16 protein-coding genes are annotated in these 19,365 nt (G+C 68.7%); 12 read left to right on the plus strand and 4 right to left on the minus strand.

Annotated elements, in window-relative coordinates; genetic code table 11:
* Nucleotides 1-111 precede the first annotated feature (111 nt).
* Entirely contained in the window at nt 112-744 is a 633-nt protein-coding gene (locus tag AB5L97_RS16905) for a TetR/AcrR family transcriptional regulator (RefSeq protein ID WP_369045527.1), read from the plus strand.
* Nucleotides 745-801: 57 nt separating this feature from the next.
* On the opposite strand, the gene AB5L97_RS16910 is transcribed toward AB5L97_RS16905, so the two are convergent.
* Complete coding sequence (locus AB5L97_RS16910) at nt 802-2,136, minus strand: MFS transporter (protein WP_369045528.1); 1,335 nt, start codon at nt 2,134-2,136, stop codon at nt 802-804.
* Nucleotides 2,137-2,380: 244 nt separating this feature from the next.
* Nucleotides 2,381-4,177: a sigma-54-dependent Fis family transcriptional regulator gene (locus AB5L97_RS16915; protein WP_369045529.1), complete on the minus strand. Its 1,797-nt coding sequence runs from the start codon at nt 4,175-4,177 to the stop codon at nt 2,381-2,383.
* Nucleotides 4,178-4,487: 310 nt separating this feature from the next.
* On the opposite strand from AB5L97_RS16915, the gene AB5L97_RS16920 reads away from it, so the two are divergent.
* The 4 genes from AB5L97_RS16920 to AB5L97_RS16935 all read left to right on the plus strand — a co-directional run bounded on the left by AB5L97_RS16920 (nt 4,488) and on the right by AB5L97_RS16935 (nt 9,664).
* The gene (locus tag AB5L97_RS16920; RefSeq protein WP_369045530.1) at nt 4,488-5,408 is read left to right on the plus strand and encodes an alpha/beta hydrolase; all 921 of its coding nucleotides are present in this window, start codon (nt 4,488-4,490) and stop codon (nt 5,406-5,408) included.
* 46 nt (nt 5,409-5,454) lie between these two features.
* On the plus strand, nt 5,455-7,080 hold the full coding sequence (locus AB5L97_RS16925; RefSeq protein WP_369045531.1) for a flavin-containing monooxygenase: 1,626 nt from the start codon (nt 5,455-5,457) through the stop codon (nt 7,078-7,080).
* A 90-nt stretch (nt 7,081-7,170) separates the two neighbouring features.
* Nucleotides 7,171-8,247 carry an alcohol dehydrogenase gene (locus AB5L97_RS16930; protein WP_369045533.1) on the plus strand — a complete coding sequence of 359 codons (1,077 nt, stop codon included), beginning with the start codon at nt 7,171-7,173 and terminating at the stop codon, nt 8,245-8,247.
* Between the two features lie 25 nt (nt 8,248-8,272).
* Complete coding sequence (locus tag AB5L97_RS16935; RefSeq protein ID WP_369045535.1) at nt 8,273-9,664, plus strand: NAD-dependent succinate-semialdehyde dehydrogenase; 1,392 nt, start codon at nt 8,273-8,275, stop codon at nt 9,662-9,664.
* An 86-nt stretch (nt 9,665-9,750) separates the two neighbouring features.
* Here AB5L97_RS16935 and AB5L97_RS16940 read toward each other — a convergent pair whose 3' ends face one another.
* The gene (locus AB5L97_RS16940; RefSeq protein WP_369045536.1) at nt 9,751-10,683 is read right to left on the minus strand and encodes a LysR family transcriptional regulator; all 933 of its coding nucleotides are present in this window, start codon (nt 10,681-10,683) and stop codon (nt 9,751-9,753) included.
* Between the two features lie 119 nt (nt 10,684-10,802).
* Between AB5L97_RS16940 and AB5L97_RS16945 the strand changes: the two genes are divergently transcribed.
* From AB5L97_RS16945 to AB5L97_RS16965, 5 genes are read left to right on the plus strand one after another with little or no spacing between them, the layout of a single operon-like run.
* Nucleotides 10,803-12,032 carry a CaiB/BaiF CoA transferase family protein gene (locus AB5L97_RS16945; RefSeq protein ID WP_369045537.1) on the plus strand — a complete coding sequence of 410 codons (1,230 nt, stop codon included), beginning with the start codon at nt 10,803-10,805 and terminating at the stop codon, nt 12,030-12,032.
* Between the two features lie 43 nt (nt 12,033-12,075).
* Nucleotides 12,076-13,281 carry an acyl-CoA dehydrogenase family protein gene (locus AB5L97_RS16950; RefSeq protein WP_369045538.1) on the plus strand — a complete coding sequence of 402 codons (1,206 nt, stop codon included), beginning with the start codon at nt 12,076-12,078 and terminating at the stop codon, nt 13,279-13,281.
* Between the two features lie 30 nt (nt 13,282-13,311).
* Nucleotides 13,312-14,538, plus strand: coding sequence for an acetyl-CoA C-acyltransferase (locus tag AB5L97_RS16955; protein WP_369045539.1), 1,227 nt, complete (start codon nt 13,312-13,314; stop codon nt 14,536-14,538).
* A complete protein-coding gene (locus tag AB5L97_RS16960; protein ID WP_369045540.1) occupies nt 14,539-15,492 on the plus strand; it encodes an enoyl-CoA hydratase/isomerase family protein in 954 nt (317 codons plus the stop codon).
* Nucleotides 15,492-16,361, plus strand: coding sequence for a 3-hydroxyacyl-CoA dehydrogenase family protein (locus AB5L97_RS16965; protein WP_369045541.1), 870 nt, complete (start codon nt 15,492-15,494; stop codon nt 16,359-16,361). Before AB5L97_RS16960 ends, AB5L97_RS16965 begins: the two co-directional genes overlap by 1 nt.
* Before the next feature lie 161 nt (nt 16,362-16,522).
* Here AB5L97_RS16965 and AB5L97_RS16970 read toward each other — a convergent pair whose 3' ends face one another.
* Nucleotides 16,523-17,836 carry an MFS transporter gene (locus tag AB5L97_RS16970; RefSeq protein ID WP_423246800.1) on the minus strand — a complete coding sequence of 438 codons (1,314 nt, stop codon included), beginning with the start codon at nt 17,834-17,836 and terminating at the stop codon, nt 16,523-16,525.
* A 147-nt stretch (nt 17,837-17,983) separates the two neighbouring features.
* On the opposite strand from AB5L97_RS16970, the gene AB5L97_RS16975 reads away from it, so the two are divergent.
* Both AB5L97_RS16975 and panD read left to right on the plus strand, forming a co-directional pair.
* Nucleotides 17,984-18,847, plus strand: coding sequence for a LysR family transcriptional regulator (locus AB5L97_RS16975; RefSeq protein ID WP_307958580.1), 864 nt, complete (start codon nt 17,984-17,986; stop codon nt 18,845-18,847).
* A gap of 47 nt (nt 18,848-18,894) precedes the next feature.
* Nucleotides 18,895-19,320: an aspartate 1-decarboxylase gene (panD, locus tag AB5L97_RS16980; protein WP_369045542.1), complete on the plus strand. Its 426-nt coding sequence runs from the start codon at nt 18,895-18,897 to the stop codon at nt 19,318-19,320.
* Nucleotides 19,321-19,365 lie beyond the last annotated feature (45 nt).

Here is a 19,365-nt window from a genome sequence, read left to right on the forward strand (position 1 = left end):
GGCTCCTTCGCTGTGCTGTTTGCAACGCCGGTCGCGTTCCGATAGATTGAAACGCTACGTTGCGTTTCAATAGTAGCACCGAATCGCCTGCCGTGGTAGGGGTATAGCGTGGTGACTGATTCGATAGCGGAGGACCCGAGCCCGACGACGGCGTCCGGACACGACAAGCGGCGCGCGCGGACCGAGCGCTCCGTCCTGGATGCCACTCGCGCCGTGCTCGGCGAGGCCGGCTTCGCCGGGCTGACGGTCGAAGGGGTGGCGGCCCGGGCCGGCGTCGCCAAGACGACGATCTACCGCCGGCATCGGTCCAAGACCGACCTCGCACTCGCACTGCTCCTGGAGATGGTGGGAGAGGTGAGCACTCGCCCCTACACCAAGGACACCGCGGCGGAGCTCGTAGCGCTGGTCGACAAGACCGTCGAGCTCATGCAGACCACCGTGATGGGGTTGATCATGAAGGGCCTGGTCTCCGAGGTCGCTGCCGATCCGCAGCTCGCCGAGGTCTACCGGGGGCAGGTCGTCACCCGTCGGCAGGCGGACGTCACCGAGCTTGTCGAGCGCGGCAAAGCCCGCGGGGAGCTCAGGGAAGACCTCGACCCCGAGACGGTCACGGACCTCCTCCTCGGGCCCATCTACTACCGGTTCTTCCTCAGCGGATCTCCCATGGACGGCACTTTCGGAAGGCGCCTGATAGCGGCGCTCCTTCCGTCACTGGCCCCGGCCGGGCAGACCAGCAACGGCTGATCCGGCCCGGCCAGCTGGACGCATGCGGCCAACCGCCCGGGCCGGATCCCGTGACTGTCAGCGTCCGGCGCCCTGCGCATAGAGCGTCGCCGATGTGCGGTACGGATGGTCCAGTTCGTCGATCGGAGTGAACGCGGTTTCCCTCATGAAGTAGACCGCCACTGAGGCGATCACCATGACCCCGGCGGCACCGGCCGCGACAGGAACCCAACCGAACGAGCCCTCCCCCACGATGAGGGCCGCGATCATGGGCGCGAAACCGGCCAGCAGATTGCCGATCTGATTGCCGACGGCCATGCCGGAGTAGCGCACGGTGCCGGCGAACTGCTCAGCGTAGAACGCAGGCCAGACGCCGTTGTAGGCCGAGAAGAAGAGCGTCATGTTGACGAAGGCGACCACGAAGATCAGCAGCAGGCTGTGCGACGTGATGGCCATGAAGTAGAGCGGAAGTGTCAGCGCACAACCGACGGCCGAGGTGATCATCAGGGGCCGGCGGCCGTACTTGTCGGCGAGTTTCGCCGCGAGCGGGAGCGTGAACATCGAGAGGCCGATGGTGACTGCGTTGATGGTGAGCATCGCGGCACGGTCGATCCCGGCCGTAGTGGTCGCATAGCTGAGGATGAAGACGGTGAAGAGCGACTGGAAGATCGCGATGGTCGTCGCGAGGGCCACACGGACGACGTCGAGGGGTTGGTGCCGCAAGACCTCAACGATCGGCCTGCCCTGAACCTCATTGTTCGTCCTGGCCTCCTCGAACGTCGGCGTCTCGTGGAGGGTGTTCCGCACGAAGATCGTCACCGCCGTGACCACGATGGAGAGCAGGAAGGGCACCCGCCAGCCCCACGAGTACAGGGCCTCCTGCGGAAGGGTCGCGACGGGCAGGAAGACCACCGTCGCGAGGACCATGCCGAGGGCGTAGCCCACCATGACGAAGCTCGAGAAGAATCCGCGGCGGCCCTCGGGCGAATGCTCAAGGGTCAGCACCGACGCGCCAGCGCTCTCTGCTCCCGCCGAGAACCCCTGAAGGAGGCGGCAGACTGTGAGCAGGACCGGCGCCCCGATGCCGATCGCGTCGTAGGTCGGCAGGAACCCGATGGCCAAGGACACCAGGCCCATGAGCATCACGGTGAAGAGCAGCGCCTTCTTGCGGCCGATCCTGTCGCCGAAGTGGCCCATCACGACCGCACCGAGAGGCCGTGCCGCGTAGCCGATACCGAACGTGCCGAAGGCGGCGACCACGCCGGCGGTGGGATCCAGCTTGGGAAAGAAGAGCGCGTTGAAGACGAGGGCGGCCGCCGAGCCGTAGATGAAGAAGTCGTAGTACTCGAGGGCGCTGCCAAGAAGCGAGGCAATGGCCGCCTTCTTGGGAGTCCGCTGGTGGGTAGTCTGCACGGTGGTTTACCTGCCTTGTCGAATCAGGTCTCTGAGGCTCCGTTGCCGCAAGGAGACGCGAAGGGGTGAGGGCGATGGTTGGCAAAGGCCGAAGGGCGACCGCCATCAGCTGATGGCTACCAGGTCCGACAACCACGGTAGGGGTGTGACCTGCGCAACAGGTGTTCCAGAATGGAACACCGATCGACGCCCGCGCATTGATACCGGAAGCCTAGGAATTCCGCCGACTGGGGTATGAATCCGGCTACCTCGCGACCGAAGGCTTGTCCTCCCGGTCCAGCCCGTACGCGTGCATCTTGCGATAGAGGGTAGTGCGGCCGATCCCCAGTGCGGCGGCGGCCGCGGAACGGTTGCCGCCGGCTCTGCGCAGGGCGTCGACGATCGCGTCGTACTCGAGAGCTTCGATAGTGCTCAGGGAACGCGTCTGGCGCCGGAGGTGCTCCGGGAGGTCGTCGACTCTGAGGACGCGGCCCCCACGCTGGGCGATGAGCAGCTCGAGAGTCGTGCGGAGCTCGGACACGTTCCCGGGCCAGTCCCATCCGACAAGCGCCTGCATCACGGCGGGGGGCACGGCGACGCGATCGTCTTCGGGCCACTCGTCGATGATGGTGCGGACGAGGCCCGGGATGATGTCTCGCATCCTGCGGAGCGCGGGAATCGTCGAAATCGGGGCGAGTGCGACGATCCGTGAGCGGACCTGCTCGCCGAGCGACTCGTCGTCGAAGGTCAGGACGATGCGCGGCCTCGTGTCGGGGGTGCCTTCGCGAGTGCCTGATCCGCGGCGCGCGGCGTCGGCGACGAGGCGCAGCGTCGGCTCGAGGGTCCGGAACCCCGGCAGGTCGAGCACGTCGATGTGGCGGACGACGACGGAGCGGCCAGCCTGGACGGCCTGGGTGGCCAGCTCGGCCATGCCGGCCATGCCGGCCGTCGGGGCCGCCGCGGCGTCGAGCGTGAGCGGCTCCTCGCCGTCGGCCCTCGAGATCAGCCAGTCCCGTGCCGAGTAGTGCTTGCCCGCTCCCGGCGGCCCGGCCAGGGCGACGATGCCGCTGACCCGCGAGGCCGCTTCGAGTTCGGCCGCATCTGCGGCACGTCCGACGGGCTGGCGCGCCGCAACGTCCTGCGGCGCGTGCTCGTCGTCGTCGCGCCCGTGGAGCTCGAGCGCGAACACGCTGCCGCCTCCCAGCCTGTGGACGTCCGCCGTCTTCGAGGACGCCGGCAGCTCGACAACGTTCGACGGCTCCTTCCATTCGAGCTTCTGGAGCTTGTCCCAGAGGAGCGCGTGGGTGTCCGGGGACATCACGGCAAGTGCTCGGACATCGGCGATGACTGTCTCCGCGCTGAGGACGAGTACGGGGTCCTTGCTCGACCGGGATCGCAGGAAGGCAGCCGTGGCCGCCAGATCGATGGGCGCGTTCATCTCGACCAGGCGCGCCTCGACCTGCTGGGCGGCTTCCCTGGCCATGGCGAGCATGAGCGGGTTCGAGGCCTTGAGGGTCGCCGCGAAGGCGATGGACCCCACGACGCGACCTGTGCGGGGGTCCAGGATCGGAGCCCCCGCGCAGGCCAGCGACTCAAGACTGTCGTTGAAATGCTCAGGACCGCGGACGAACACCGGTGCGCGGTCTTCCATAGGTGTTCCGAGTCCGTTGGTGCCCAGCGCCGATTCGGAGAAGTCGAAGCCCTCGGTTGCGAAGGCTCGGTCCAGTCTCCGGCCGTCTCCGCGGTCCGTCAGCCGCCGAGCGACGATTTGGCCACTGCGGTCACTCAGGAAGACAGCCACCCGCATGTCGGAGAGAGAATCCTGCCACCGGTCCAGAACCGGCCCTGCAGCCACGACCAATGGATTCCGCGCGTCGATCGAGTCGATGAAGCGGGGCGGCGCTGGCGCGTTGGACGCGTGGACGCTCACGGAGCGGCGCCAGCTCCGCTCGATGGAGGGGCTGATCCCAGCAAGCTCCTTCTGGACAAGGAGACCGCGCTCAACAAGGAGGTCCCGGGCCGCCCGCAGCCGGTCCAGCTCGCGCGCGTCCCTCTCAGACACGCGAACCTCGGGAGAATGACGGACCCTTCATCCTTCAAGGATCGCAGTGTGATCCATCCACCACCAATACCAATGGCGCAATGGATTGTTCCCGTTCGCGGAATGAACGGCGCGAGCCGAGGGCATGGGGCGCCCGGCGTGGGCTTCCGCGTTCTGCCAGGGCCTCTGGCTTCCATGCTGTCCTCGAGCATGGCCCATCTGGTGTTCCACATCGGAACACCAGACGGGAGTTGCGCCCCCGGACACTTGATGCAGTGGCCCCGATCACACCGATGTTTTCAACGGGGGCCGACGCAAAAGGAGTATCTCGATGACTATCACCCAGGACGCTTCCACCACCGTCTCCCGCGAGTCGGAGAGCCTCCGAAGCCTCTACGCCGACTGGTCAGACATTATGGCCAACACCGAGCTCACGATGAGGCTTTTCCGGAGCATCTTCGACGAGTGGCACCAGCCCACGACTGAGCCCGAGGACGTCACCTACAAGGAGGAGACGGTCGGCGGGGTGCCCGGCATCTGGGCTTTCCCCGCCGGCGCCGACAAGACCCGCGTGCTCCTCTACACGCACGGTGGAGGCTTCGCCGTCGGCTCCGCCTCGAGCCACCGCAAGCTCGCCGCCCACGTGGCCAAGGCCCTCGGCGTGACGACCTTCGTTCCCGACTACCGCCGGGCGCCCGAGCACCCGCACCCCGCCCAGATCGAGGACGGCGTGGCCGTCTTCGACGCCCTGCTCGAGCGCGGCATCAAGGCCGAGGACATCACGACGATCGGAGACTCCGCGGGCGGGAACCTCGCCGTCGCCATCCCGCTCGCCCTCCGCGAGCAGGGGAAGCCCCTCCCCGGCCGGGTCATCGCCTTCTCCCCCTGGCTCGACATGGAGAACGCCGGCGAGACGCTCGTGACGAACGACGCGACCGACGCCCTCATCACCCGCGAGCTCCTCGAGGGCATGATCGCCGGTGTCCTGGGAGGCCTGACGAACCCGGACAACCCGCTCGCCAACCCGCTCTACGCCGACTTCACCGGGTTCCCCAAGCTCTACGTGAACGCGGGGGGCGCGGAATCCCTGCTCGACAACGCGACGCGGCTCGTCGACAAGGCTCAGGCCGCTGGGGTCGATGTGACGCTGTCCATCGCGCCCGGCCAGCAGCACGTCTTCCCGTTCCTTGCGGGCCGTGCCCCGGAGGCGGACCAGGAGATCGCCAAGATCGCCCAGTGGTACCGCGCCTAACCCCCAACGAACCCCATCTGACACGAGAGACAAAGGAGTCCTCATCATGACTGCACAGGACAACGCGCCGGTCGAGAACTTCGACGCCATCGTCATTGGCGCCGGCTTCGGCGGCATCTACCAGCTCCACACGCTGCGCGACCAGCTGGGCCTCAAGGTCCGTGCCTTCGACCGCGCCGGCGGCGTGGGCGGCACCTGGTACTGGAACCGGTACCCCGGAGCCATGTCGGACACGGAGAGCTTCGTCTACCGGTACTACTGGGACAAGGAGATGCTCCAGGAGTGGGACTACGACCACCGGTACCTCAACCAGCCCGACATCCTCGCCTACCTCGAGGCGGTCGTCGAGAAGCACGACCTGGCCCGTGACATCCAGCTCAACACCGAGATCACGGCCATGGACTTCGACGAGTCGACCGACCGCTGGACCGTGACGACGGGCGACGGCGCGACCTACACCGCGCGCTACCTCATCTCGGCGCTGGGGCTGCTCTCCTCGACGAACTTCCCGACGTTCCCGGGCATGGACACCTTCAAGGGACGGATCGTCCACACTGGCGCGTGGCCGGAGGACCTCGACATCACGGGCAAGCGCGTCGGTGTCATCGGCACCGGTTCGACGGGCACGCAGGTCGTCTGTGCCGCGTCGAAGATTGCCTCGCACCTGACCGTCTTCCAGCGCTCGCCGCAGTACAGCGTGCCGTCCGGGAACGGTCCGGTCACCCCCGAGTACGTGCAGGAGAAGCGGGAGAAGTACGACGAGATCTGGGAGCAGGTCCGCGGCTCGGTCGTTGCGTTCGGCTTCGAGGAGAGCTCGGTTGCCGCCATGAGCGTCACGGAGGAGGAGCGCGAGCGCCGTTTCCAGGCCGCTTGGGACCGGGGCAACGGCTTCCACTTCATGTTCGGCGCCTTCGGCGACATCGCGATCGACCCGGAGGCCAACGAGGCGGCCGCAGCCTTCATCCGCAAGAAGATCGCCGAGATCGTCAAGGATCCGGAGACTGCCCGCAAGCTCACGCCGACCGACCTCTATGCGAAGCGGCCGCTCTGCAACTGGGACTACTACGAGTCCTACAACCGCGACAACGTGGAACTCGTGAGCATCAAGGAGAACCCGATCGAGGAGATCACTCCCGAGGGACTGCGCACGGCGGACGGCGTGGTCCATGAGCTCGACGTGATCGTCTTCGCGACCGGCTTCGACGCCGTGGACGGCAACTACCTGCGCATGAACATCCGCGGCCGAGACGGACTGACGATCCAGGACCACTGGAAGAACGGCCCGACCAGCTACGTCGGCGTCACCACGGCCCACTTCCCGAACCTGTTCATGATCCTGGGCCCGAACGGCCCGTTCACCAACCTGCCGCCCTCGATCGAGGCCCAGGTCGAGTTCATCACGGAGATGATCCGTTCGGCCGAGGCTGATGGTGTGACAACCATCGAACCCACGGTCGAGGCCGAGGAGAAGTGGACCCAGACGTGCCAGGAGATCGCCGACATGACGCTCTTCCCGAAGGCTGACTCCTGGATCTTCGGCGCCAACATCCCGGGCAAGCCGAACACTGTCATGTTCTACATGGCCGGGCTCGGGGCCTACCGCGGGGTGCTCGCAGAGGTCGCGGAGAAGGGCTACGGGGGGTTCGCGCTCCGCTCGCCCGCAACCGTCTAGCCGCGACGCCGCGTGGGGGCCGCCGACCTGACGGCCCCCACGCGGCGCTTGGCAGTCGATCCGCACCAGATCCGACCCAGAGGAATTCCCATGCACGCCTACGCTGTTCTCAGCAACACCGCCCATGCCATCACGGACATCGAGCTGCCCACCAACGAGCCGACCGGAACCGAAGTCCGGCTGCGCGTGGTGCGCTCGGGAATCTGCCACACCGACACCCACCTGCGCGAGGGCTACTACGATCTCGGGAGCAGAGGAAGGCTCAACCTCGTTGACCGGGGCATGACGTACCCCATGGTGATGGGCCACGAGGTAGTCGGCGTCGTGGAGGCTGTGGGCCCCGACGCGCTTGGGGTCCAGATCGGTCAGACCAGACTCGTCTTCCCGTGGATCGGCTGTGGCTCGTGCGATGCCTGCCGCGCCGGCCACGAGAACCTCTGCCCGGCTCCGCAGAACCTCGGCGTCGCGCGTCACGGCGGCTACGCGGAGCACATCTCGGTTCCGCACCCGCGGTACCTCCTCGACATCGATGGGCTCGACGAGAGCTGGGCGGCAACGCTCGCATGCTCGGGTCTCACTGCCTACAGCGCCGCCCGCAAGGCTCTGCCGGATACACCCACCGTCCCCGTCGTCGTCATCGGGGCGGGTGGCGTAGGCCTCACGGCCATCGCGACCCTCGCGGCCCTCGGGCACCGTGCGATCTGCGCCGTCGACCTTCAGGAGCGCAACCTCGACCTGGCCCGCGAACTGGGCGCCAGCACGGTGATCCGCGCGGACCAGGACAACCTCGCGGCGGCCATCACGGGCGCGCTCGGCGGTCCCGTCGCGGCCGTCATCGACTTCGTGAACACAGGCAAGACGGCGTCGGTGGCCTTCGACATCCTCCAGAAGGGCGGCCGCATGGTCCAGGTCGGCCTCTTCGGCGGAGAGCTGATCGTGCCGACTGCCCTGCTGACGCTCAAGATCATCACCATCCAGGGAAGCTTCGTCGGCTCGCTGGGCGAACTGGGCGAACTCGTCACCCTCGCGAAGACTGGAGCGCTGCCGCACATCCCGATCATCGAGGGGACGCTCAGCGCCTCCGAGGTCGATGCGGCCCTCGACAGGCTCGCCAACGGCGGGGTCCCGGGGCGCATCGTCCTCGGTGCCGCCGCCTCCATGTCCTGACCCTGCAAGGAAAGACTGCATCACCGTGAGCATCTACCAGACCGTCAACCCCGCCACCGGCGAGTCCGTGGCGTCCTTCCCCGCGCTGAGCGACAACGAAGTCGAGGGGGTCCTCTCCCAGTCCACCGAGGCCTACGCGTCGTGGCGGAAGGCCCCGCTCAAGGACCGGGCGGCTGTTCTGAAGCGGGCGGCCGAGCTCCACCGCGAGCGCGCGGACGAACTCGCAGCCCTCCTGACCCTCGAGGTAGGAAAGCCGCTCGCCGAGGCACGCGGCGAGGTGGCCCTCGTGGCGAACATCTATGAGTACTACGCCGACCACGCGGAGGAGTTCCTCGACGACGAGCAGCTGAGCATCGCAGGACCCGGCGAGGCGATCGTGCGCACGGAGCCGATCGGCCCGATCGTCGGCGTGATGCCGTGGAACTTCCCGTACTACCAGGTGGCGCGGTTCGCGGCACCCAACGTGGTCCTGGGCAACACCGTGATCGTCAAGCACTCCCGCAACTGCCCGCAGTCCGCACTCGCCATCGAGTCGATCCTGAAAGAGGCGGGCGTGCCCGCGGGCGTCTACATCAACGCGTTCGCGACGAGCGGCCAGATTGCCACCATGGTTGCGGACCCCCGAGTCCGCGGTGTCTCACTCACCGGTTCGGAAAAGGCCGGCTCGGCGGTGGCGGAAGTTGCGGGCCGCCACATGAAGAAGTTCGTCCTCGAGCTGGGCGGATCCGATCCGTTCATCGTCCTTGCCGACGCCGACCTCGACCGGGCTGTCTCCGACGCTGTTGCCGGCCGCCTCTACAACGCCGGTCAGGCGTGCACGGCCTCGAAGCGCTTCATCGTCGAGGACGCGGTCTACGACGAGTTCCTCTCGCGCTTCGCCGAGGCCATGGAGGCGGTCCAGCCCAACGACCCGACGGATTCGGGGACCAAGCTCGGCCCCCTCGCGTCGCGTGCAGCCGCCGAGGAGCTCGCCGAGATCGTCGACGACGCCATCCTCCACGGCGCCACCGCAGTCGCCGGAAGCACGCCGGGCCGCGAGGGCGCTTTCTTCCCGCCGACCGTCCTGACCGGTGTCGTCCCCGGGACCCGGGCCTACTCCGAGGAGCTGTTCGGCCCCGTGGCGGTAGTCCACCGCGCCGCGTCCGCGTCCGACGCTGTCGAGATCGCCAACGATTCCGCCTACGGCCTCGCGGCCTCGGTCTACACGACCGACGAGGCCGCTGCGAGGGAGATCGCCGCCCAGCTCGAGGCCGGCATGGTCTGGATCAACAGCGTCAGCCGCAGCGCCCCGGACCTCCCGTTCGGCGGGGTCAAGCTCTCCGGCGTCGGCCGCGAGCTCTCGCGCTTCGGGATCAACGAATTCGCCAACAAGAAGCTCGTGCGCATTCCGAAGCCTTCCGCGGGGGCCAGCGCCTAGGGATCGCAGCGATGGCCGGCGCGTCCCCGGTTCTGCCCACCGTCATCCGACGGCGCGTGGGCGGGACCGGGGGCGCCGTTTCGCGTCTACGGCGAGCTGGCGCCGTCGGCCCCGCCTGCATTCTGCGGCTCGCGCGACGGCCACACGGTTTCCGCGAGGCGGAGGATGGCTCGCAATGCCATGTTGTCGTCGGGCATCCAGGCCATGCGCAGCTGGATGGGCAGGGTCGGATCGAGCACCCGCAGGAACCTGACATGCGGGTCCACCACGTTCTCCGCCACCGAAGAGACTGTCAGCGAGCATCCCACCTCCGCGCCGACGAGGGCCATGGCGGTCCATGAGTCTGGCACCACTTGGACAATGTCGGCATCGAAGCCGGCTTCCATGCTGAGCCGCCGCAGCCGGTCCCCGAGGACCGAGCCCTCATGCGCGGGAAGCGCCACGAAGGGCTCCCCCGCGAGCTCCGCCATAAGCACTTCGGACTGGGCAGCGAGCCGATGCGACGCCGGGACCGCCAGGACGAGTCCCTCGTCTGCGATGACGCGGGTGTTGACGCCACCCGGGACGAAATCCCAGCGGCCGAGACAGATCTCGACCTCGCCGCGCAGCACCTTCCCGAGTGCGGGCAGGGCAAAGTTCTGGCTGTCGAGGCCGAAAGTGATTCCGGGATGGCGGCGCCGGACCTCACGCGCGAGGATTCCGATGAGGACGTGGGTCGAGGCGCCCGAATAGGCAACGCGCACGAGCCCGACGTCGCCTCTGCTCGCCGCGTGCACGGCAGACTCGGCTCGTCGCGCCGTCTCAAGCATGTCCCGCGCCGGTTCGATGAGGGCGCGGCCCTCCTCCGTGAGGCGGACATTGCGCGTGCTGCGCACGAAGAGATCAGCCTTGAGCTCGCGCTCGAGCTGGCGGATGATCCGGCTGACGGGCGGTTGCGCCATGTGGAGGCGTTCCGCAGCGCGCCCGAAGTGAAGCTCCTCCGCGACCGCGAGGAAGACACGAATCTGCTGCAGCTCCATACCCGAGATTATTGCAGGAATTACATCGATTCGGCGATCAATAAGTATTGGACGAGTAGTAATAGCCGGTGGGATCGTTGATGTAAGCCGCCGCAGATGTCGACGAGGAAGAGGTTGAGATGACTGCCCAGACCATCAGCGCGGATCCCCAGGTCGGGGATCCGCGTGAAGCCGGCATCGCCGTCGAGGATGCCTTCGGCCGCGCGTCTACGGGCCCCCTCGCCGGCCTCGTCATCGCGGACTTCAGTCGGGTCCTGGCTGGCCCGTACTGCACGATGCTCCTTGCCGACCTGGGCGCCACCGTGATCAAGGTCGAGGGCCCCCTGGGCGACGAGACGCGAGCCTGGAAACCCCCCGTCCGCGACGGCGAATCGACCTACTACCTCTCGATCAACCGGAACAAGCGCTCGATCGCCCTCGACTTCGCAGACCCCCAAGATCTCGCCGCCGCGCAGGACATCGCATCGCGGGCCGACGTGCTCATTGAGAACTTCAAGCCCGGCGGACTCGAGCGCTTCGGCCTCGACTACGGGACGGTCTCGGCAACCAACCCCGAGATCGTCTATGCCTCCATCACCGGCTTCGGCACCGCGGGCGGAGCGACTCTGCCCGGTTACGACCTTCTCGTGCAGGCGCACTCGGGCCTGATGAGCCTCACGGGCGCGCCCGAGACGCCGGCCTTCCGCTCCGGCGTCGCCGTCTTCGACGTCATGACAGGCCTCCACGCGGCCATCGGCGTCCTCGCGGCCCTCAAGGATCGCTCCGACAGCGGGAAAGGCCAGCGCATCGAGGTCAACCTGATGTCCTCGGCGCTGTCCGGGATGGTCAACCAGACGGCCGGCTACCTCCTCAGCGGCAGCGTCCCGGGCCGGATGGGCAATGAGCACCCCAGCATCTACCCCTACGAGCCGTTCCCGACGGCGGACGGCGACATCATCATCGCCATCGGCAACGACCGGCAGTTCCGGGTGCTGTGCAACGTCCTCGGCGCCCCCGAACTCGCCGAAGACCCGCGGTTCGCGACAGCGCACTCGCGGAGCATCAACCGCGCCGAGCTCCGGCCGCTCCTCGTCCAGCTGCTCTCGCAGCACGGCGCTGCGGAGTGGTTCAGCATCCTGACGGACGCACGGCTCCCCAGCGCCCCGATCAACGACGTCGCTGACGGCATCCGCTTTGCCGAGCAGATCGGCCTGGACCCGGTCGTCTCGGTGGGCGACGGCGATGGGTCGCTGCCGGGGGTGCGCAACCCCATCACGTTCTCGCGGACGCCCGCGAGCTACGACCTCGTTCCCCCGGGCCTCGACGCCGACAGGGACCCCATCATGACCTGGCTGCACCAGCCCCGCTGACCCACCATCTTCCGTCATCCGGCACTCGAGCGAAGGACTTTCGATGTCAACCGCCACCACCACCGTCACCACCACGATCTCGGACTACTTCCGTCTGGACGATGGCCTCACGCCCGAGGAGATCGCGATCCGAGACAAGGTCCGCGCCTTCGCCGAGGAGCGCGTCCTGCCCATCATCAACGAATACTGGGAACGCGGGGAATTTCCTGAGGAACTGCTGCCCGGCCTGGCCGGGCTCGGCATCATCGGCACCTTCATCAAGGGCTACGGGTGTCCGGGCATGAGCCGGAAGGCGGCCGGGATGGTGGCGCGCGAGATGGCGCGCGCGGACGGGAGCATCAACACGTTCTTGGGCGTGCATTCCAACCTGTGCATGGGCACGCTGAGCATGCTGGGCAGCGAGGAGCAGAAGCAGCGGTGGCTGCCGGCCCTGGCCCGGATCGAGAAGACCGGGGCGTTCGCGCTGACCGAGCCGGACCATGGTTCGGACTCCGTGGCCCTCGAGACGAGCGCCCGCCGCGATGGGGACGAGTGGGTGCTGGACGGTCACAAGCGCTGGATCGGCAACGGCCACGCCGCCGACGTCGTCGTCCTCTTCGCCCGCAACACCGAGGACGGGCAGGTGAACTGCTTCGTGGTGGAGAAGCGGCCGGACGGCGCCTACCCGGCCGGGTACGAGCCCACGGTGATCACGGGCAAGATCGGCAAACGCGCCATCCTCCAGGCCGACATCGTCATCGACGGCCTGCGCATCCCGGAGGCGAACCGGCTCACCGGGTGCCGCTCCTTCAAGGACGTCGCCCGTGTCCTGCAGGCGACCCGCGGCGGTGCGGCCTGGGAGGCCGTCGGCCATGCGATGGCCGCGTTCGAGATCGCCTCCGAGTACGCGAAGACCCGAATCCAGTTCGGCAACCCGATCGGCTCCTACCAGCTCGTGCAGAACAAGCTCGCGAACATGCTCTCGGAGCTGACCGCGATGCAGCTGATGTGCAACCGGATGGCCGAGCTCGCCGAGCGGGGCGACCTGACCAACGCGCAGGCCGCGATGGTCAAGATGGCCACCTCGCAGAAGGCCAAGTGGATCTGCAACGAGGCCCGCGACATGCTCGGCGGGCAGGGGCTCCTGCTGGAGAACCACATCGCCCGGCACATGACCGACATGGAGGTCGTGGCCACCTACGAGGGCACCGACTCGATGCAGTCCCTCATCATCGGCCGCGACATCACCGGCATGTCAGCGTTCCGCTGACCCCCACTGTCTGCAAGGAAGAAGGAGAACATGGCTGAGGCGTTTCTGGTGGGCGGGGCGCGGACCCCGGTGGGGCGGTACGGGGGTGCGCTCTCGGGGGTGCGTCCGGATGACCTGGCCGCCCTGACGGTGCGGGCGGCCGTGGAGCGGGCCGGGATTGACCCGGCCCTGGTGGACGAGGTGATCCTGGGCAACGCCAACGGTGCGGGCGAGGAGAACCGGAACGTGGCCCGGATGGCGTGGCTGCTGGCCGGCTACCCCGACAGCGTGCCGGGGATCACGGTGAACCGGCTGTGCGCCTCGGGCCTGTCCGCGATCATCATGGCCTCCCATATGGTCAAGGCCGGCGCCGCGGACCTCGTCGTCGCCGGCGGGGTCGAGTCCATGTCCCGCGCGCCGTGGGTGATGGAGAAGCCCGGCACGGCCTTCGCCAAGCCCGGTGCGGTGTTCGACACCTCGATCGGCTGGCGGTTCACCAACCCGGCCTTCCTCTCCGGGGAGCTCTCCCGGGACGGGAAGGCGTCCTACTCGATGCCCGAGACCGCGGAGGAGGTCGCCCGCGTCTACGGCACCTCGCGTGAGGACTGCGACGCGTTCGCCGTCCGCTCCCACGAGAAGGCACTGGCCGCGATTCAGGCAGGCCGCTTCGCGCAGGAGATCGTCCCGGTCACCGTCACGGGCCGCAAGGGCGCCCAGACCGTCGTGGACACCGACGAGGGCCCCCGCCCCGGCACCACGATGGACGTCCTCGCCAAGCTCCGCCCCGTGGTGGCCGGCGGCTCCGTGGTCACCGCGGGCAACGCCTCGACCCTGAACGACGGCGCCTCGGCGATCGTGGTCGCCTCCGAGGCCGCCATCGAGCGCTTCGGCCTCACCCCGCGGGCTAGGATCCTGGACGGGGCTTCCGCCGGTGTCGCCCCGGAGGTCATGGGGATCGGCCCGGTCCCGGCCACCCGCAAGGTCCTGGACCGCCAGGGCCTCTCGGTCGCGGACCTGGGCGCGGTGGAGCTCAACGAGGCCTTCGCCTCCCAGTCCCTGGCCGTGATGCGCGAGCTCAAGCTCGACCAGGACACCGTCAACCGCGACGGCGGCGCGATCTCCCTGGGCCACCCGCTGGGCTCCTCCGGGTCCCGCCTCGTCGTGACGCTGCTGGGCCGCATGGACCGCGAACTCACCGGCGACGGCCGCAAGCTCGGCCTCGCCACGATGTGCGTCGGCGTCGGCCAGGGCACCGCCCTCCTCATCGAGGGGGTCTAGATGGCCCAGGCGAACACGACTCCAGCCGAGGCCACCGTGGGCATCGGCGCGCAGGGCCGCACGGCGGGGCCGGGCACCGCGTCGAGCGGGCTGACTGCGGCGGGGGGCGAGGGGGCGGCGTCGTCCGCCAGCTCGCCCCAGGAGGGCGCAAGCCCCGCGCAGGAGGGCGGGGCCCGCCTGGACGCGTCCGGGTTCAGCACGCTCGTGGTTCAGGAGCGGGCCGACCGGGTGCATGTGCGGCTGCACCGCCCGGCGGTGCGGAACGCGATCGATGCGACGATGGTGGACGAGCTGCACGCCGTGTGCGCGCACCTCGAGGCGCATCCGAAGGTCCTGATCCTCTCCGGCACCCCCGCCTCCGTGGCCCCGGGGGGGAAGGGGGTCTTCGCGTCGGGGGCGGACATCGCCCAGCTGCGCGAGCGGCGCCGCGACGACGCCCTGGCCGGGATCAACTCGGCCGTCTTCGACCGCATCGCGAAGCTCCCGATGCCCGTCATCGCCGCCCTGGAGGGGTACGCCCTCGGCGGCGGGGCGGAGCTGGCCTACGCCGCGGACTTCCGCATCGGCACCCAGTCGCTGCGGGTCGGGAACCCCGAGACCGGGCTGGGGATCATGGCCGCGGCCGGGGCCACCTGGCGCCTCCGCGAGCTCGTCGGCGAACCCCTCGCGAAGGAGGTCCTCCTCGCGGGCAAGGTCCTCACCGGGGAGCAGTGCCTCGCGGCGGGCCTGGTCACCGAACTCGTCGAGCCCGAGGCCCTGCTGGATGCGGCGCAGGCGCTGGCGGACCGCATCGGTGCGCAGGACCCCCTCGCGGTGCGGATCTCCAAGGCCGTGTTCCACACCCCGCGGGAGGTCCACCCCCTCATCGACACCCTCGCCCAGGGCATGCTCTTCGAGTCCCAGGCCAAGTTCGACCGCATGCAGGCATTCCTCGACCGAAAGAAGACGAAGTGATGGGAAAGATCAACCTGGCCGAAGGCCTTCCTGCGAAGGTCGGGGTCCTGGGCGGCGGCAGGATGGGCGCCGGCATCGCGCACGCGTTCCTGATGAAGGGCGCGGAGGTGGTCGTGGTCGAGCGCGACGAGCAGGCCGAGGAGGGCGCGCGGGAGCGGGTCGAGTCCTCCGTCGCGAAGAGCATCGAGCGCGGCGCAGTGGACGGCAATCTGGACGAGATCCTGGAGTCGTTCAGCACTTCGCTGGACTATGCCGCGTTCGCCGACCGCGACCTGGTCGTCGAGGCCGTCCCCGAGGACCCCGAGCTCAAGCGGACCGCGCTGACCGGCGTCGAGGCGGTGCTGGGCGCGGGGGCGTTCCTGGCCACGAACACGTCCTCCCTGTCGGTGTCCAAGCTGGCGGAGTCCCTGGCCCGGCCGGAGCGGTTCCTGGGCCTGCACTTCTTCAACCCCGTCCCGGCCTCGACCCTCATCGAGGTCGTCGTGGCGGAGAAGACCTCCCCGGAGCTGGCCGCCGCGGCGAAGGCCTGGACCGAGGCGCTCGGCAAGACCGCCGTCGTCGTCCGCGACGCCCCCGGCTTCGCCTCCTCCCGCCTCGGCGTCGCCATCGCCCTGGAGGCCATGCGCATGGTCCAGGAGGGCGTCGCCAGTGCGGAGGACATCGACAACGCCATGGTCCTGGGCTACAAGCACCCCACCGGGCCGCTGAAGACCACCGACATCGTCGGACTCGACGTCCGCCTCGGCATCGCCGAATACCTCCACTCCACCCTCGGCGACCGGTTCGCCCCCCCACAGATCCTGCGCGACAAGGTCGCCAACGGCGAACTCGGCCGCAAGACCGGCAAAGGCTTCTACACCTGGAACTGACCCCCACCCCACCCCTGCCGTTGAGGGGTCACTGGCACCCCAATGAGGGGTCCCACCCGGGTCAACGGGCCCGCCAGAGACCCCACAAGGGTGCGCCAGAGACCCCACACACCCTCGCCAGAGACCCCACAAGCACGACGGCGCACTCCGGCCCGAGCGCGTCAGGCCACCACCCGCCTCCTCAGCGACAGGGCGAGAACGCCAGCCGCGAGCGCGGGGACACTGCCGGAGACGAGCATGGCCGCGTGCGCCCCGAGGTGTTCGGCGAGCCAGCCGAGCATGGGCCCGCCGAGCGCCTGGCCGCCGATGAGCACCATGGTGTAGAGGCTCATGACCCGGCCGCGGATGCCCATGTTGGCACTTGTCTGGACGAGTTGATTGGCGGAGGTCAGGAATGTGAGGGCGCAGAACCCGGACACGGCCACCAGGGCGCAGAACAGCGGCATCGACGGCGCGAACGCGGCGACGGCAAGCATCGCCCCATAGAGCCCGGCGCCAAGCACCACCGTCCGCAGCCGCAGCCTCACCCGCCGTGCGGAGGCGATGGCCCCCGACAGCGCCCCAACAGCAACCATGGTGTTGAGCAGGCCGTACCCGCCCGCGCCCACCGAGAACACGTGGTCGGCGTAGGCGGCGAGCAGCACGGGCAGGCTCATCGCGAAGAGGGAGACGACGCCGGCCATCACCCACGGCCAGCGGATGGTCGGCTTGGCCCACGCGTAGGCGACGGCCTCGCGGAGCATCCCGCGGGAGGCGGGCGTCGGGGTGGCAACCACGAGCTCGTCCCGGCGCAGGAGCGAGAGCATGACGGCGGTGACGCAGCATGCGAACGCGTTGACCACGAACGCCCATCCACCGCCCACAGCCGTCAGGAGCCATCCGGCCACGGCAGGACCGATGAGCGCGCCGAGCTGGAACGTCGTCGAGTTCACGCTGATCGCGTTGCGGAGGTAGGTCGGGCCGACGAGCTCGTTGACGAACACCTGCCGCGCGGGCTGGTCGAGCACGGTGACGAGCCCGAGCACGAGCGCGATCGCGTAGACGTTCCACACGGCCAGTGCGCCGGTGAGGGTAAGGGCCCCGAGGGCAGCGGCGCACGTGCCGGCGCCGATCGCGCAGACCTGCAGGAGCCGGCGCTTCGAGAAGCGATCGGCGAAGAGGCCGCCCCACGGGCCGAGCAGCAGCACGGGCGTGAACTGGAGCGCCACGGTCACGCCTACTGCGGTGACGGACCCGGTGAGCTCGAGGACGAGCCAGTCCTGGGCGATGCGCTGCATCCACAGCGCGACGACGGCCACGAAGTGCGCGGCAGTGAACATCCTGAAGTTGGGAACGGTGAGCGAGATGAAGGTATGCCGCCACGGGAGGCGTTCATGCACGACGCCGAGTGGTCCGGTGGGCGGGGCGATGGTGCGCGGGAGGGCGGCCGGGGCTGGTGAGGCGGTTGCGGGCAGGGCGGAGCTGGGCGTAGTCACGGGGATGTCCTGTGTAGTCACTGGTTTCGTTCGGGTTGCCGGTGTCGATCGACTCCTTCAACCGTATGCAGGGGCAATCAATTGCGGAAGGTTATTTTCGCTCTAACTGCTATTGCGCTTCACAATGCGATGGAGCACCATGGCGACGTGGCAGCGACTCTCTTCGACCCGTCCCACCTGCGCAGCTTCCTCGCCGTGGCCGAGAACCTTTCCTTCACGCTCGCCGCCGAGCGCCTCGGGCTCGCGCAGCCGACGGTGAGCCAGCATGTCTCCAAGCTCGAGAAGTCGGCTGGCCGCCTCCTGTTGGTCCGCGACACGCATGGCGTGCGGCTCACGGACAACGGAGACGCGATGGCGGGCTTCGCGCGCACCATCCTCGCCGCGCACGACGACGCCGCCCGCTACTTCCGCGGTGAGGCCATGCGCGGCCGCCTGCGCTTCGGCACCGCGGACGATCTGGCGATCACGGGCCTGCCGAGGATCCTGCGCGAGTTCCGCCGGGCGTATCCCCAGCTCAACCTCGAGCTCACCGTGAGCCAGAGCGACGACCTGTACCGCCGCCTCAAGGCTGGCCAGCTCGACCTCGTCTTCATCAAGTGGGTCGCGGGCGCGCAGGAAGGCACCGTGGTGCGGCACGACGTGTTCTCGTGGGTGGGCGTCGAGCAGACGGCCCTTGACCCAGCCGGACCGGTTCCGCTCGTGGTCTACCCCGCGCCGAGCCTGTCCCGGAACCTCGCGATCCAGGCGCTCGAGGCCAGCGGGCGGACATGGAAGGTAACGTGCAGCACGAAGCAGATCGCGGGCGTCCTCGCCGCCATCCGCGCCGGCCTGGGCGTCGGCGTCATGCCCACGACGCTCGTCCCCGAGGACCTGGCCATCATCACGCACCGCTTCGACCTGCCGCCCGTGGGCGATGTCGACTTCACGCTCATCCGCAATCCGCTCGCGAACTCGGCGGCCGTGGACGCGCTCACCGAGGCGATCATGGGCCGCCCCCTCTCCCGCAAGTGACGGACGCCACGGAGGCGCCAGGGGGCAGTGGAGTAGAATTGGCCGCGATGAACCGCACAATGTTCAAGTCCAAGATCCACCGCGCGACGGTCACCCACGCTGATCTGCACTACGTCGGCTCGGTGACGATCGACCTTGACCTGCTCGAGGCCGCGGACATCATGCCCGGCGAGCTCGTGTCCATCGTCGACATCACCAACGGCGCGCGCCTCGAGACGTACACGATCGCGGGCGAGCGCGGTTCGGGCGTCATCGGCATCAACGGTGCGGCCGCGCACCTCATCCACGAGGGCGACCTCGTCATCCTCATCACGTACGCATCGATGACGGACCAGGAGGCGCGCGAGTTCGTGCCCACTGTGGTCCACGTCGACGCGCGCAACCGGATCGTGCAGCTGGGCACAGACCCGGCCGAGGGCCACGGCGCCGGCATGCTGCGCCCGCCGTTCGCGATCCAGGCACACCTCAACTAGCGCGCCGGCCGTCCGACCGCGGCCCTCCCCAGGCACTGCCCACTC

Origin of the sequence: Sinomonas sp. P10A9, assembly GCF_041022165.1 — a bacterium.
GTDB lineage: Bacteria > Actinomycetota > Actinomycetes > Actinomycetales > Micrococcaceae > Sinomonas > Sinomonas puerhi.

What these genes read in the sequence shown, in the direction of transcription:
- AB5L97_RS16940 (WP_369045536.1), bottom strand. Translation starts at nt 10,683, where the DNA reads ATGGAGCTGCAGCAGATTCGTGTCTTCCTCGCGGTCGCGGAGGAGCTT.
- AB5L97_RS16925 (WP_369045531.1), top strand. Translation starts at nt 5,455, where the DNA reads ATGACTGCACAGGACAACGCGCCGGTCGAGAACTTCGACGCCATCGTC.
- AB5L97_RS16955 (WP_369045539.1), top strand. Translation starts at nt 13,312, where the DNA reads ATGGCTGAGGCGTTTCTGGTGGGCGGGGCGCGGACCCCGGTGGGGCGG.
- AB5L97_RS16960 (WP_369045540.1), top strand. Translation starts at nt 14,539, where the DNA reads ATGGCCCAGGCGAACACGACTCCAGCCGAGGCCACCGTGGGCATCGGC.
- panD (WP_369045542.1), top strand. Translation starts at nt 18,895, where the DNA reads ATGAACCGCACAATGTTCAAGTCCAAGATCCACCGCGCGACGGTCACC.
- AB5L97_RS16920 (WP_369045530.1), top strand. Translation starts at nt 4,488, where the DNA reads ATGACTATCACCCAGGACGCTTCCACCACCGTCTCCCGCGAGTCGGAG.
- AB5L97_RS16950 (WP_369045538.1), top strand. Translation starts at nt 12,076, where the DNA reads ATGTCAACCGCCACCACCACCGTCACCACCACGATCTCGGACTACTTC.
- AB5L97_RS16930 (WP_369045533.1), top strand. Translation starts at nt 7,171, where the DNA reads ATGCACGCCTACGCTGTTCTCAGCAACACCGCCCATGCCATCACGGAC.
- AB5L97_RS16945 (WP_369045537.1), top strand. Translation starts at nt 10,803, where the DNA reads ATGACTGCCCAGACCATCAGCGCGGATCCCCAGGTCGGGGATCCGCGT.
- AB5L97_RS16965 (WP_369045541.1), top strand. Translation starts at nt 15,492, where the DNA reads ATGGGAAAGATCAACCTGGCCGAAGGCCTTCCTGCGAAGGTCGGGGTC.